The organism is Rhodococcus sp. MPR-R1B (genome assembly GCF_058793255.1).
In genome coordinates this window covers 1-13,601 of sequence record NZ_JBXAFO010000046.1, presented here as the reverse complement: position 1 = coordinate 13,601, position 13,601 = coordinate 1, and the positions used below count along the sequence as shown (strand labels likewise).

Here is a 13,601-nt window from a genome sequence, read left to right as displayed (position 1 = left end):
GTGGCAGTCGAGATGTTCTACGACGACGATGCCGATCTGTCGATCATTCAGGGCCGCAAGGTTGCTGTGATCGGCTACGGAAGCCAGGGCCACGCCCATTCGCTGAGCCTGCGTGACTCGGGCGTCGATGTGCGCATCGGCCTCAAGGAAGGCTCGAAGTCGCGTGAGAAGGCTGAAGAGCAGGGGCTGACGGTCGGTACGCCGGCAGAGGTTTCCGAGTGGGCCGACGTCATCATGGTGCTCGCACCTGACACCGCGCAGGCGAGCATTTTCACCAATGACATCGAGCCGAACCTCAAGGACGGCGACGCGCTGTTCTTCGGTCACGGCCTGAACATTCACTTCGACCTGATCAAGGCTCCGGAGTTCGTCACCGTCGGCATGGTCGCCCCCAAGGGCCCCGGCCACCTGGTGCGTCGTCAGTTCGTCGACGGCAAGGGCGTTCCCGCGCTCATCGCCATCGACCAGGATCCCAAGGGTGAAGGACAGGCTCTCGCTCTGTCCTACGCCAAGGGCATCGGCGGAACCCGCGCAGGCGTCATCAAGACCACGTTCAAGGAAGAGACCGAGACGGACCTCTTCGGCGAGCAGGCCGTGCTCTGCGGCGGCACCGAGGAACTGGTCAAGACCGGTTTCGAGGTCATGGTCGAGGCCGGCTACGCACCCGAGATGGCGTACTTCGAGGTTCTGCACGAGCTCAAGCTCATCGTCGACCTCATGTACGAGGGTGGCATCGCCCGCATGAACTACTCGGTGTCCGACACCGCTGAGTTCGGTGGATACCTCTCCGGCCCGCGCGTCATCGACGCCGACACCAAGGAGCGCATGAAGGCGATCCTGGCCGACATCCAGTCCGGCGAGTTCACCCGTCGTCTGGTTGCCAACGTCGAGAACGGCAACACCGAGCTCGAGGGCCTGCGCAAGGCCAACGCCGAGCACCCCATCGAGGTCACCGGCAAGAAGCTGCGCGACCTGATGAGCTGGGTCGATCGTCCGATCACCGAAACCGCGTAATTCGCAGTTTCACGCTCCACGTCTCCACTGGCCTGATGCCGCGCCGGTTCAATTACGTTGAACCAGCGCGGCATTGGGCCGGAGTCGTTTTCCGGGTCGTCTGAGTCCGGATTCATATTCCGTCGAGAATTTGCCCGCGAAAGTGTCCACTATGTGGTATTGCCTACCGCGTTGTGGATTCCAAGTGAGCGCGCACTAAACTATCGGTGGTTAAACCACCTTCACACCCACCTAATCAGGGAGTTTGCACGTGAGCCAGCCTGGCCGTCCCGTTGTTCTGATCGCCGACAAGCTCGCGCCGTCCACAGTCGAGGCGCTCGGTGACGGTGTGGAGGTGCGTTGGGTCGACGGACCCGACCGCCCGGCGCTGCTCGCCGCGGTACCCGAGGCCGACGCGATTCTCGTCCGTTCCGCCACTACCGTCGACGCCGAGGTTCTGGCTGCCGGCACCAAGCTGAAGATCATCGGCCGCGCCGGTGTCGGCCTGGACAACGTCGAGATCCCCGCAGCCACCGAGCGCGGCGTGATGGTCGTCAACGCACCGACCTCCAACATTCACTCCGCTGCCGAGCACGCTGTCGCGCTCCTCATGTCGACCGCTCGCCAGATTCCCGCAGCAGACAAGACTCTGCGTGAGAACACCTGGAAGCGAAGCAAGTTCAACGGTGTCGAGATCCTCGGCAAGACCGTCGGTGTCGTCGGACTCGGCCGCATCGGCCAGCTCTTCGCGCAGCGTCTCGCTGCGTTCGAGACCACGATCATCGCGTACGACCCCTACCTGCCCGCAGCGCGCGCAGCGCAGCTCGGCATCGAACTGGTCACCATCGACGAGCTCGTCGAGCGCGCCGACTTCATCTCCGTGCACCTGCCCAAGACCAAGGAAACGGCCGGCCTGATCAACGCCGAGCGCCTCGCCAAGGCCAAGGACGGCGTCATCATCGTCAACGCCGCTCGCGGTGGTCTGATCGACGAAGATGCGCTCTACGACGCACTCGTCTCCGGCAAGGTCCGAGGCGCCGGTCTCGACGTGTTCAGCACCGAGCCGTGCACCGATTCCAAGCTTTTCGAGCTCGACAACGTCGTTGTCACCCCGCACCTCGGAGCATCGACGTCCGAGGCTCAGGACCGCGCAGGCATCGACGTGGCCAAGAGTGTTCTCCTCGCTCTGGCAGGCGAATTCGTTCCCGAGGCTGTCAACGTCTCCGGCGGCCCCGTGGGCGAAGAAGTTGCTCCGTGGCTCGAGCTCGTCCGCAAGCTCGGTCTCCTCGCTGCGACGTTGTCGCCCGAAGCTGTGCAGACCGTGCAGGTTGTCGCCACCGGCGAGCTGTCTGCCGAAACCGTCGACATCCTCGGCCTGGCTGCACTACGCGGCGTGTTCTCCGCCAGCAGCGATGAGGCCGTCACGTTCGTCAACGCTCCGGCACTGGCCGAGCAGCGCGGCGTGACCGTGTCGGTCGAGAAGCACTCCGAGGCTCTTGCCCACCGCAGCGCGGTCGAGGTGCGTGCAGTTGCCGCCGACGGCACGGTCACGTCGGTCACGGGCGCACTCACCGGTCTGCAGCAGGTCGAGAAGATCGTCAACATCAACGGACGCAGCTTCGACCTGCGCGCCGAGGGCCACAACATCGTCGTTCACTACAGCGATCGCCCGGGCGTTCTCGGTGTCCTCGGCACCGTCCTCGGAAACGCGGGCGTCGACATCCTCGCAGCAGCACTGAGCCAGGATGCCGAAGGCGAAGGCGCAACTGTCATCTTGCGCGTCGATCGCGTCGTCGGTGACGCCGAGGTCGAGGCAATCGTCTCGCAGCTCGACGCTCGCGTCGCCCAGGTCGACCTTTCCTGATTGTTTTTGCTGTGCGCCTTTATCAACCCCCCGCGGTTGATAAAGGCGCACAGTGCTTTATTCACCCGGCCTGCATCGGCATGTCACTTCGTCGATACCGAGACGCCGTTCGCGCTCGATAAACCTTGCGCATGACAATTACGTCAGTCCTTCGCTCCGCGAGTGACAATCTCGGCCGTGAGGTCGCCCAGCCGAGATATTCCCTGATCGTCTCCTCCGACCGCGAGCATCGTGTCGCTGCGCAGCGCCTTCGATACCGAGTGTTCGCCTCCGAGCCAGGCTTCTCCCTCCCCGCTTCGGCCGGGGTGTTCGAACTCGACGCCGACGCCTTCGACGAATTCTGTGATCATCTTCTCGTTCGCGACAACATCACCGAGGAGTACGTCGGCTGCTACCGAATGCTGCCGCCGGATTCCGCTGCGGCGGCCGGTGGGTATTACACCGCAACGGAATTCGACATCTCCGCGCTCGATCCGGTGGCGAACAGGATCGTCGAAATGGGTCGCGCGTGCGTCGATCCCGCTCACCGCACCGGATCCGTCCTGAGCCTGATGTGGTCGGGCATCCTGCACTATCTCGAATTGACCGGATACGAGTGGGTGATGGGCTGCGTCTCCGTGCCCGTCTTGCCGAGCCCCGATTCAATTGCCGGCGCCGATGTCCGCGGCGTCCGTGACTTCGTGATGAACAAGCACGCCAGTCCGGGGTCGCGGCGGGTGATCCCACGAAACCCGGTGGTCCTCGGGGGTCTGACGCTCGACGAGATCGCCGCACCGGAACGCGTGACGATGCCACCGTTGCTCCGTGGTTACTTGCGGATGGGCGCGATGATCTGCGGGGAACCTGCTCACGATCCCGAGTTCGGTGTGGCCGATTTTGTTGCGCTGCAAGGCCTTCACTCCGCCAACAAGCGGTACCTCGAACGGCTGCGATCGGCGGCCGCCGCACACGAGTCGGGGATCGGCTGATGACCGCGGCGGTGCCGTACTGGGTGCCGACGAGCCCCTGCGGCGACGGGTGCCTACCCGCGGACGCACCCGGTGTGTCGAGTATCACCGTGATGGCCCGCGGGGTCATGGTCGGTGCCGCACTGTTGACTGCGCCTGTGCTTTCGGCCGGCTGGCTGCTCCCGCGCACCTGGCGTACTGAGATGCAACGCGGATACTCGCGCGCGTTGCTTCGTTGTCTGGGGATGAAGCTGACGGTCGACGATCAGCGGTTGGGGCGCGCGGAACCTGACGGGGTCATGGTTGTCGCCGGTCACGTGTCCTGGACCGACGTCCTCGTCGCGAGCGCCGTTGCTCCGGCCAACTTCGTCGCCCGCGCCGACCTGCTCGACTGGGCAGTGCTCGGCGGTCTCGCGCGCCGGATGCGCGTCGTCCCCATCGACCGCGCTCGCCTGCGTGAACTCCCCGGAACCGTCGACGTCGTTCGCGAACGCCTGCAGCGAGGTGTCCGGGTGATGGTGTTTCCCGAGGGGACGACCTGGTGCGGGCGGGCGTACGGCGGTTTTCGTCCGGCGATGTTCCAAGCAGCCGTCGACGCCGAATGCCCGGTTCAGCCGATGGCGATCCGCTACGAGAACGCCGACGGTTCCCTGTGCACCGGACCCTGCTTTGTCGGCACCGAAACGATCGGTCAGTCCATCCGTCGGATCCTGCGTCAGAAGAACGTCGAGGTGAAGGTCAGGCTGGCTCCGCTCGAGGAGGCAGGGGAGTGTCGAGCCGATCTCGCGCAGCGATGCGAGAGAGCCGTACGCGGCGTCGACATCATCGATCTGGCAGCTCACGACATCTTCGACCCCGCACCGGAACTCGTGACACAAGCCGTGGGACAAATCGATCCTTCCCCGGCGATGAGCGCTTAGCCTGCTGAGCGAGGCTGGTCGAACTCTCGTGCTGGGCTATCCTTGTCAAGCCATGACTCTGCCTGCACACAGTGCCCACGCCGGATTTCCGGTGTACCTCGATCATGCCGCCACGACTCCGATGTCGGCAGCCGCTATCGAGGCGATGACCGATACCTTCAAAACCGTGGGCAACGCGTCCTCGCTGCACGGCTCCGGCCGTGCGGCCCGGCGCCGCGTCGAGGAATCGCGCGAATCGATCGCCGCCAGCTTGGGTGCGCGGCCGTCGGAGGTCATCTTCACCTCCGGAGGCACCGAGAGCGACAATCTCGCGGTCAAGGGCATCTACTGGGCTCGCCGTGACGCAGACCCGCGACGCACTCGCATCCTGGCCAGCTCCGTCGAGCATCATGCTGTGCTCGACGCCGTCGAGTGGCTCGAGCAGCACGAGGGCGCGCGCGTGACGTGGTTGCCGGTCGACGAGAACGGTGTCGTCGACCCGCAGACCTTGCGTGACGAGCTTTCCGTCCACGCCGACGAGGTCGCACTCGTGACGGTGATGTGGGCCAACAACGAGGTCGGCTCGATCATGCCGATCGTGGAGTTGGCGGAGATTTCGGCTGAGTTCGAGATTCCGATGCACAGCGACGCGGTTCAGGCAGTTGCACAATTGCCGGTCGATTTCGCGGCGAGCAAATTGTCCGCGCTGAGCATCGCGGCGCACAAGTTCGGTGGTCCGCACGGCGTCGGCGCACTGCTGCTCGGACGCCAGGTTCCGTGTGTGCCGCTCCTTCACGGCGGCGGACACGAACGTGATCTGCGTTCGGGCACTCCGGATACTGCGGGCGTTGTCGGGATGGCTGCGGCGCTGCGCGCAAACGTCGAGAACTTCGATTCGAGCACAAGGGAATTGGCGAAGCTGCGTGACCGTTTGATCGGCGGGGTCCTGGAGATCCTTCCCGAGTCGGTGCTCAACGGCCCGACCGGTTCCGATCGGCTTCCCGGTAACGCGCACTTCACCTTCCCCGGTTGCGAGGGCGATTCGTTGCTGATGCTGCTCGACGCTGCCGGTATTGAATGTTCCACCGGTTCGGCCTGCACCGCCGGTGTGGCCAGAGCCAGCCATGTCTTGATCGCGATGGGCGTCGAATCGCCCGTCGCGCGTGGCTCACTGAGATTTTCGCTCGGACATACGTCGAGTGTCACCGATGTGGACGCGCTCATCGCTGCGCTTCCACAAGTAGTAGAGCGCGCTCGGGCCGCCGGTCTTGCCGGTGCCGGTTCGCGTGGAGGGGATCGCTGATGCGAGTACTCGCAGCCATGAGCGGAGGTGTCGACTCCGCTGTCGCCGCCGCCCGCGCTGTCGCCGCCGGACACGACGTCGTCGGCGTTCATCTTGCTTTGTCCACGGCGCCGGGCGCATTGCGGACGGGTTCGCGTGGATGCTGCTCGAAGGAAGATGCCGGCGACGCCAGGCGCGCCGCCGACGTTCTCGGAATACCCTTCTACGTCTGGGATTTCGCCGATCGCTTCAAGGAAGACGTGATCGACGACTTCGTGGCGTCGTACGCAGCGGGTGAGACCCCCAATCCGTGCCTGCGCTGCAACGAGAAGATCAAGTTCACCGCACTCGCCGACCGTGCAGTCGCTCTCGGCTTCGACGCCGTGGCGACCGGTCACTACGCGCGCCTCGAAGACGGCGTCCTGCGCCGGGCGGTCGACGCTGACAAGGACCAGTCGTATGTCCTCGGTGTGCTGACGGCTGAGCAGCTTTCGCGAGCGATGTTCCCGATCGGTGACACACCGAAAGAACAGATCCGCGAGGAAGCCGCCGAGCGCGGTCTGGCTGTGGCGAACAAGCCTGACAGTCACGACATCTGCTTCATCCCGACCGGCGACACACGAGCATTCCTGGGTGCGCGCATCGGCGTTCGTCCGGGAAGCGTCGTCGACGCCGATTCGGGTGAAGTCCTCGCTGCACACGACGGCGTACACGGCTTCACGATCGGACAGCGCAAGGGTCTCGGCGTCGAAGGTCCGGCGGGTGACGGCCGTCCGCGGTACGTGACCGCGATCGAGCCCGAAACCGGAACGGTCCGAGTGGGTTCGGCCAAGAATCTCGACGTCTGGGCCATCTCGGCGCAGCGTGCGATCTGGACCTCGGGCCAGGCGCCGGAGGGCCCCGTCGAATGCATGGTGCAGGTTCGTGCGCACGGTGGACTGGCGCAGGCCGTTGCGGAGGCCGTCGACGACGGTACTTCAAGCGGCGGTATCTCGATCTCGTTGCGCGAACCACTGACCGGCGTCGCAAAGGGACAGGCCGTCGTGTTGTATCGCCCCGACCGCGAACTGGGTGACCAGGTCCTCGGCAGTGGCACCATCTCGGGTACCGAATCCGAGCCGAACACACTGTGACGCAGCAGGTTTCCATCGGTGGTCTCGTCACCGGAATCGGATCCTGGCCGGGCACGGATGCCCGCGAAAGTGCCGCAACCATCCTCGGCGAGCTGGGTGGTTTCCCGCATCTGGTGGAGTTGCCGAGCCGCGGACTCGGCGCTGACATGGTCGGCCGGGCGGGGGCAATTCTGGTCGATATCAACCTCGACGCCTCGACCCGTGCCTATCGAGTCGTGCCTCGGAGGGGCAATGTCGCGAAGCGAGCCGAGGACTTTCTGAATCAGGATCTCGACGCTCTCGAGGAAGCCTGGGAGTCAGCGCGCTTGGTCGGCGAAGACCACGTCGTCAAGCTCCAAGTCGCCGGCCCGCTGACACTCGGCGCCGAGATCGAAGTCGCAAACGGTTCGCGAGTTCTCGTCGACCGCGGTGCGCTCCGCGACGTCGCAGAATCACTCGGTGAGGGTCTCGCGCGTCATGCGGCCGAGGTCACTCGCCGCACCGGCGCCGCAGTGGTGATTCAGTTGGACGAGCCGCAGATCGCGGCAGTTCTGGCCGGTTCGCTGCCTGGGCGCACCAAGATGGAGAGCGTTCCGGCACTGCCGGAACCCGAGGCACTCGCCGTACTCGACTCGACGATCAGCGGTTGCGGACTGCCCACAATCGTCCACAGTTGCGGCACAGACATGCCGTGGGATCTACTGAGGCGAAGCCAGGCGTTCGGCGTGAGCTTCGACATGTCGCTCATCGGCTCACGCGATCTCGACGGTATCGGCCAGTTGTTCGACGCCGGCAAGGAATTGGCGCTCGGTCTGGTTCCGTCCGTGGAGCCGGAAAAGCCGGTGACGTGGAAAGAGTGTGCGATGCCCGCCGTCACACTGGTGGATCGTCTCGGCTTCTCTCGTGAACTCCTGCAGACCCAGGTCGCGGTCACTCCGCGTTGCGGTCTTTCGGGTGCGAACCTCGACTGGGCTCGTGCCGCCCTTCGGCTGTGTACAGACGTCGGCAAGGCATTGGTGGACGATCCGTCGGCGTTCTAGTGTGTGCGTTCAGATGTGGAGTCGTGTGGTGTGTCGGTGTGAACCGATAATCTTCTAGCTGTGACTGAAACCGCGGATGCAATGCAGCCAGCGCCCAACGAGGCGCGCGAGCAGTGGACGGAGCTGGCCGAAGAGGTACGCCAGCATCAGTTCCGCTACTACGTTCGTGATGCGCCCGTCATTTCGGACGGTGCATTCGACACATTGCTCGGGCAGCTCAATGCTCTCGAAGAGCAGTACCCGGATCTGCGAACTCCCGACTCTCCGACGCAACTCGTCGGTGGCGGATTCGCGACGGACTTCACGTCCGTCGACCACCTCGAGCGGATGCTCAGCCTCGACAACGTCTTCGACGAGTCGGAGCTCCGAGCATGGATCGCCAAGGTAGAGCAGGAAACCGGGCCGGAACTGCACTATCTCTGTGAAGTGAAAATCGATGGTGTCGCCCTCAATCTCGTCTACGAGAACGGCAAACTCGTTCGTGCCGCAACCCGCGGTGACGGTCGTACGGGCGAGCTGGTCACGCTCAACGCTCTGACGATCAACGACATCCCGGAGCGCCTTACCGCCACGGACGAGTACCCGATTCCGAGCCTGCTCGAGGTGCGTGGCGAGGTGTTCTTCCGCCTCGAGGACTTCGCAGCACTCAATGCCTCCCTGGTGGAGGAGGGGAAGGCGCCGTTCGCCAATCCGCGCAACTCCGCGGCGGGCTCCCTGCGTCAGAAGAATCCTGCCGTCACCGCGCGTCGCCGCCTCGGAATGATCTGCCACGGGTTCGGGCGCATGGAAGGTTTCGAGCCGGCCTCGCAGTACGACGCCTACGTGGCCCTCGCCGCCTGGGGTCTGCCGGTGTCCACGCACACCTCACGGGTGGTCGGCGCCGACGCCGTGGTCGAGAAGATGAAGTACTGGGGAGAGCACCGCCACGACGTCGAGCACGAGATCGACGGATTGGTGGTCAAGGTAGACGAGATGTCGTTACATCGACGTCTGGGCACCACGTCGCGCGCACCACGGTGGGCTATCGCGTACAAGTACCCGCCGGAAGAGGTCACGACCAAGCTCCTCGACATCCGGGTCAGTGTCGGACGTACGGGTCGTGTGACGCCGTTCGCGTACATGGAACCCGTCACGGTGGCGGGTTCCACTGTGTCCTTGGCCACGCTGCACAACGGCTCGGAGGTCAAGCGCAAGGGTGTGCTGATCGGCGACACCGTGGTGTTGCGCAAGGCCGGAGACGTCATCCCCGAGGTTCTCGGTCCCGTGGCAGACGTTCGTGACGGTACCGAGCGCGAGTTCGTCATGCCGACGCATTGTCCCGAGTGCGGCACGTTGTTGGCACCCGCGAAAGAGGGCGACGTCGACGTGCGATGCCCCAATCAGCAGTACTGCCCGGCGCAGTTGCGCGAGCGCGTGTTCCACGTCTCGGGGCGCGGTGCATTCGACATCGAGGTGCTCGGTTACGAGGCCGCGACCGGGCTGTTGGAGGCGAAGGTCATCGGCGACGAGGGCGATCTTTTCTCACTCGACGCCGAGAAACTGATCGAAGTTCCGATCTTCCGCACCAATGCGGGATCCCTGTCCGCCAACGGAAAACGCTTGCTGGCCAACCTGGATTCGGCCAAGGACAAGCCGCTGTGGAGAGTGCTTGTGGCACTGTCGATTCGGCACGTCGGCCCCACTGCCGCGAGGGCGTTGGCCGGCGAATTCGGCTCGCTGCAACGCATTCGGGAAGCCTCGGTCGACGAGTTGGCTGCAGTCGACGGCGTCGGATCGACTATCGCCGCCGCCGTCGTGGAGTGGTTCTCCGTCGACTGGCACCAGCAGATCGTCGACAAGTGGGCGTCGGCCGGAGTACGCATGGAGGACGAACGCGACGATTCGATTCCGCGCAATCTCGAGGGCCTCTCGATCGTCGTCACCGGTTCGCTCGAGACCTACTCACGTGATCAGGCGAAGGAAGCGATTCTGGTGCGCGGCGGCAAGGCGGCAGGGTCGGTCTCGAAGAAGACTGCGTTTGTCGTCGTCGGTGAAGCACCCGGTTCCAAGCACGACAAGGCGGTCGAATTGGGTGTGCCGGTGCTCGACGAAGACGGCTTTCGGCGGTTGCTCGAAGATGGCCCGGATGCGGTCGCTCCCACCGATTTGGACGAACCAGAGTGACTTTGTCCGATTTCTGAGATTGGTGTGCTGGGTGCGATAGTGACGCCATGATCGAGATTCGTGAAGTTCTACCGGCTGAGTTCGAGACCGTCGGGGAGCTGACTGTGCAGTCGTACGTGGGTGGCGGATTTGTCGCCGGCGGATCGCCGTACGCGGAGCGCCTGCGAGACACCGCAACTCGGGTGGAGCAGGGCCGGGTGCTGGTTGCGGTTCTCGGTGACGAAGTCGTGGGCTCGTTGACGATCGCAGAACCCGGCACGCCCTTCGCGGATGTTGCGCAGAAGGGCGAACTCGAGTTCCGCATGCTCGCAGTCTCGCCGCAAGCTCGGGGATCGGGCGCCGGAACCGCATTGGTTCGCGCAGTGATCGCCGAAGCCTACGACCGCGGCGATCACTCGGTGGTCATCTCGACGCAGCCCGAGATGGTCGATGCCCGTCGTATCTACGACCGCAACGGTTTCGTCCCCGATCCCGAGCGGGCGTGGGAGCCGATTCGCGGTATGGAACTGACCGTCATGGTTCGCGGCCTGGCCTGATCAGCCAGCCTGGTCAACCCAGTACCGTCGCCACGATTCCTGCGAGGTAGCCGAGGCGGGCTATCTCCGAAGGGCGGAATTCGGGCCCACCGGGACGACCGAGCATGAGGACTCGATTGCCGGAGCCGAGAGGTGCGGCAGCGAGGCTGGTGTTCATGTCGCGCCATACGTCCGGAACCCAGTCGGCCTCGCCGTCGAGGGCGGTGGGCTTGTCCAGTGGCATCCACGGAATGTCGGTGGCGTGGGTTTCCGGCGCGCCGGCGCTACCGACGACGCGGTACGCACCGTGCTTGCCGATGTCCGCGACGACGCACCAGCCGACTCGCAGTACACGCGGCGCGCCGTCGACGAGGACCTGCAGTCGATCGTTTCGGGCCGTCGCAACGGAATCTATGAGTTCGAGCTCACGGTGAGTGTCGAGAATCCCGGCGTAGGGGCGGATCGAATCGACCAGCACGTCGGGCAGATGCTCGGCAGCGGTGATCAAGGTATCGGGCAGCGCGCCCGGTTCGACGTCGACCACGAGGTCGTCGATGGCAAAACCGTCACCTCGTTCCACGACGTCGAGGGAGAGGATGTCTGCGCCCACGGATCCGAGAGCTACGGCGAGCGCGCCGAGGCTGCCTGGTCGATCGGGCAGTTGGACGCGAAGCAGGTACGACACGTGCGTGCCTTTCGCTGATCGGTTCTCGCCCGGATCACGTCGACCCGGGCCTGACTCATCTTTGCACTTGCCCAACCTGCGATGGTGGGCGCCGCGGCGGCGTCACGCCGGATGCACATGCTTGTCACACGAGCGAAACACACCGCGGGCATCCGGCGTGGCGATCGACACAGTGAGCGTGCTCGTCGTTCGATACAGCAGGCGTGCTTACAGGTCTGTCGCGGCGAGCAACTAGGCTGGACCGGCAATGTTCACGTCCTCTTCCGAAAGGGGCCCCGCGGTGCCTGCCATCTCCCGTGACGAGGTCGCGCACCTCGCGCGGCTGTCCAGACTCGCCCTGTCCGATGCCGAACTCGACGAGTTCGCCGGTCAGTTGGATTCGATTCTCAACCACGTCAAGGTGGTCACCGAGGTCGCGGCCGACGACGTCCCGCCCATGGCGAATCCCAATGCCGTCACCAACGTGACGCGCCCCGACGTGATCGTGCCCGGGTTGACCCCCGAGCAGGCATTGTCCGGAGCACCCGCAGTCGAACAGGATCGCTTTGCGGTTCCGCAGATCCTTGGAGAGGGCGAATGACCGATCTGACCATTCTGGACGCCGCTGAGCTGGCCGGCAAGATCCACTCGCGTGAGGTGTCCTCGGTAGAGGTCACGCAGGCGCATCTCGACCGCATCGCGGCCGTCGACACCGAGTACCACGCCTTCCTGCACGTTGCAGGCGAACAGGCTCTCGAAGCCGCCGCAGCAGTGGACAACTCGCTCGCGGGCGGAAACGAACCCGCTTCGGCACTCGCCGGCGTTCCGATCGCGTTGAAGGACATCTTCACCACGACGGACATGCCGACCACCTGTGCGTCGAAGATTCTCGAAGGCTGGGTCGCGCCGTACGACGCGACTCTGACGTCCAAGCTGCGCGCTGCCGGCATCCCGATCCTCGGCAAGACGAACCTCGACGAGTTCGCGATGGGCTCTTCGACCGAGAACTCGGCCTTCGGCCCGACGCGTAACCCGTGGGACGTCACCCGCATCCCCGGTGGTTCGGGCGGCGGCAGTGCGGCTGCGCTCGCGTCCCGTCAGGCCCCGCTGGCCATCGGCACTGACACCGGCGGTTCGATCCGTCAGCCCGCTGCGGTCACCGCGACGGTCGGAACCAAGCCGACGTACGGAACTGTCTCGCGCTTCGGGCTCGTCGCGTGCGCGTCCTCGCTCGATCAGGGCGGTCCCTGTGGTCGCACCGTGCTCGACACCGCTCTACTGCACGAGGTCATCGCCGGGCACGATCCGCGTGACTCCACGTCCATCGACGCCCCCGTGCGTCCGGTGGTCGCTGCGGCACGTGAAGGTGCAGCCGGCGACCTGCGCGGCGTCAAAGTCGGTGTGGTCAAGGAACTTCACTCCGACAGCTACCAGCCCGGCGTCATCGCTTCCTTCGACGCTGCTGTCGAGCAACTCAAGGCTTTGGGCGCCGAAGTTGTCGAGGTTTCGTGCCCGAGCTTCGAGCATGCGCTCGCGTCGTACTACCTGGTGCTGCCCAGTGAGGTCTCGTCCAACCTGGCCCGCTTCGACGCGATGCGCTACGGACTGCGTGTCGACGACGGCAACATGAGTGCCGACCAGGTCATGGCGGCAACCCGCGCCGCCGGTTTCGGTCCGGAGGTCAAGCGCCGCATCATGATCGGTACCTACGCACTGTCCTCGGGCTACTACGACGCCTACTACGGTTCGGCGCTCAAGGTCCGTACGCTCATCGCGCGCGATTTCGACAGGGCCTACGAGAAGGTGGACGTACTGGTCTCGCCGACCAGCCCATTCACGCCGTGGAAGTTGGGGGAGAAGGTCGGCGATCCGTTGGCCATGTACCTCTCCGACCTGTGCACGCTGCCGACCAACCTGGCCGGACACTGCGCGATGTCGGTGCCCTCGGGCCTGTCCGCGGACGACAACCTGCCGGTGGGCTTGCAGATCATGGCGCCCGCCATGGCTGACGAGCGCCTCTACCGTGTCGGTGCCGCCTACGAAGCTGCACGCGGCCCGATTGCAACTGCAGTCTGACCTGTTTGCTGTGCGCCTTTATTAACCCCCCGCGGTTAATAAAGGC

General features: G+C 64.8%; 12 protein-coding genes. 11 read left to right on the top strand and 1 reads right to left on the bottom strand.

Annotation, left to right across the window (positions count from 1 at the left end):
* Positions 1-12: 12 nt before the first annotated feature.
* The 9 genes from ilvC (at position 13) to AC1Q61_RS31395 (ending at position 10,836) form a co-directional block, all read left to right on the top strand.
* Complete coding sequence (gene ilvC, locus AC1Q61_RS31435; protein WP_030535412.1) at positions 13-1,014, top strand: ketol-acid reductoisomerase; 1,002 nt, start codon at positions 13-15, stop codon at positions 1,012-1,014.
* A 250-nt stretch (positions 1,015-1,264) separates the two neighbouring features.
* Entirely contained in the window at positions 1,265-2,857 is a 1,593-nt protein-coding gene (serA, locus tag AC1Q61_RS31430; RefSeq protein WP_003944758.1) for a phosphoglycerate dehydrogenase, read from the top strand.
* A 131-nt stretch (positions 2,858-2,988) separates the two neighbouring features.
* Positions 2,989-3,825: a GNAT family N-acetyltransferase gene (locus tag AC1Q61_RS31425; protein WP_003944707.1), complete on the top strand. Its 837-nt coding sequence runs from the start codon at positions 2,989-2,991 to the stop codon at positions 3,823-3,825.
* Positions 3,825-4,724, top strand: a complete 900-nt coding sequence (locus tag AC1Q61_RS31420; RefSeq protein WP_007729400.1) for a lysophospholipid acyltransferase family protein — start codon at positions 3,825-3,827, stop codon at positions 4,722-4,724. Before AC1Q61_RS31425 ends, AC1Q61_RS31420 begins: the two co-directional genes overlap by 1 nt.
* Before the next feature lie 52 nt (positions 4,725-4,776).
* Positions 4,777-6,006, top strand: a complete 1,230-nt coding sequence (locus AC1Q61_RS31415) for a cysteine desulfurase family protein (protein WP_042926121.1) — start codon at positions 4,777-4,779, stop codon at positions 6,004-6,006.
* Positions 6,006-7,118, top strand: coding sequence for a tRNA 2-thiouridine(34) synthase MnmA (gene mnmA, locus AC1Q61_RS31410; RefSeq protein WP_042447455.1), 1,113 nt, complete (start codon positions 6,006-6,008; stop codon positions 7,116-7,118). The genes AC1Q61_RS31415 and mnmA overlap by 1 nt, the downstream gene beginning before the upstream one ends.
* Complete coding sequence (locus AC1Q61_RS31405) at positions 7,115-8,137, top strand: uroporphyrinogen decarboxylase/cobalamine-independent methonine synthase family protein (protein ID WP_054828364.1); 1,023 nt, start codon at positions 7,115-7,117, stop codon at positions 8,135-8,137. Before mnmA ends, AC1Q61_RS31405 begins: the two co-directional genes overlap by 4 nt.
* Before the next feature lie 81 nt (positions 8,138-8,218).
* Positions 8,219-10,300 (top strand): NAD-dependent DNA ligase LigA, encoded by a 2,082-nt coding sequence (ligA, locus tag AC1Q61_RS31400; protein ID WP_007729389.1) that lies wholly within the window; start codon positions 8,219-8,221, stop codon positions 10,298-10,300.
* A gap of 47 nt (positions 10,301-10,347) precedes the next feature.
* Positions 10,348-10,836: a GNAT family N-acetyltransferase gene (locus AC1Q61_RS31395; protein ID WP_003944764.1), complete on the top strand. Its 489-nt coding sequence runs from the start codon at positions 10,348-10,350 to the stop codon at positions 10,834-10,836.
* Positions 10,837-10,849: 13 nt separating this feature from the next.
* Here the strand turns inward: AC1Q61_RS31395 and AC1Q61_RS31390 are convergent, their stop codons facing one another.
* Positions 10,850-11,500: an ACT domain-containing protein gene (locus AC1Q61_RS31390; protein ID WP_003944719.1), complete on the bottom strand. Its 651-nt coding sequence runs from the start codon at positions 11,498-11,500 to the stop codon at positions 10,850-10,852.
* A 280-nt stretch (positions 11,501-11,780) separates the two neighbouring features.
* Here AC1Q61_RS31390 and gatC point away from each other — a divergent pair, with 280 nt between their 5' ends.
* Together gatC and gatA are read left to right on the top strand one after the other, a co-directional pair.
* Positions 11,781-12,080 carry an Asp-tRNA(Asn)/Glu-tRNA(Gln) amidotransferase subunit GatC gene (gene gatC, locus AC1Q61_RS31385; RefSeq protein ID WP_003944747.1) on the top strand — a complete coding sequence of 100 codons (300 nt, stop codon included), beginning with the start codon at positions 11,781-11,783 and terminating at the stop codon, positions 12,078-12,080.
* On the top strand, positions 12,077-13,555 hold the full coding sequence (gene gatA, locus AC1Q61_RS31380) for an Asp-tRNA(Asn)/Glu-tRNA(Gln) amidotransferase subunit GatA (protein ID WP_215515840.1): 1,479 nt from the start codon (positions 12,077-12,079) through the stop codon (positions 13,553-13,555). Before gatC ends, gatA begins: the two co-directional genes overlap by 4 nt.
* Positions 13,556-13,601: the final 46 nt, after the last annotated feature.

Bases quoted from the DNA above. Each gene is read 5' to 3' on its own strand.
- ilvC (WP_030535412.1), top strand. From the start codon at position 13: ATGTTCTACGACGACGATGCCGATCTGTCGATCATTCAGGGCCGCAAG.
- AC1Q61_RS31425 (WP_003944707.1), top strand. From the start codon at position 2,989: ATGACAATTACGTCAGTCCTTCGCTCCGCGAGTGACAATCTCGGCCGT.
- AC1Q61_RS31420 (WP_007729400.1), top strand. From the start codon at position 3,825: ATGACCGCGGCGGTGCCGTACTGGGTGCCGACGAGCCCCTGCGGCGAC.
- AC1Q61_RS31415 (WP_042926121.1), top strand. From the start codon at position 4,777: ATGACTCTGCCTGCACACAGTGCCCACGCCGGATTTCCGGTGTACCTC.
- mnmA (WP_042447455.1), top strand. From the start codon at position 6,006: ATGCGAGTACTCGCAGCCATGAGCGGAGGTGTCGACTCCGCTGTCGCC.
- ligA (WP_007729389.1), top strand. From the start codon at position 8,219: ATGCAGCCAGCGCCCAACGAGGCGCGCGAGCAGTGGACGGAGCTGGCC.
- AC1Q61_RS31395 (WP_003944764.1), top strand. From the start codon at position 10,348: ATGATCGAGATTCGTGAAGTTCTACCGGCTGAGTTCGAGACCGTCGGG.
- gatA (WP_215515840.1), top strand. From the start codon at position 12,077: ATGACCGATCTGACCATTCTGGACGCCGCTGAGCTGGCCGGCAAGATC.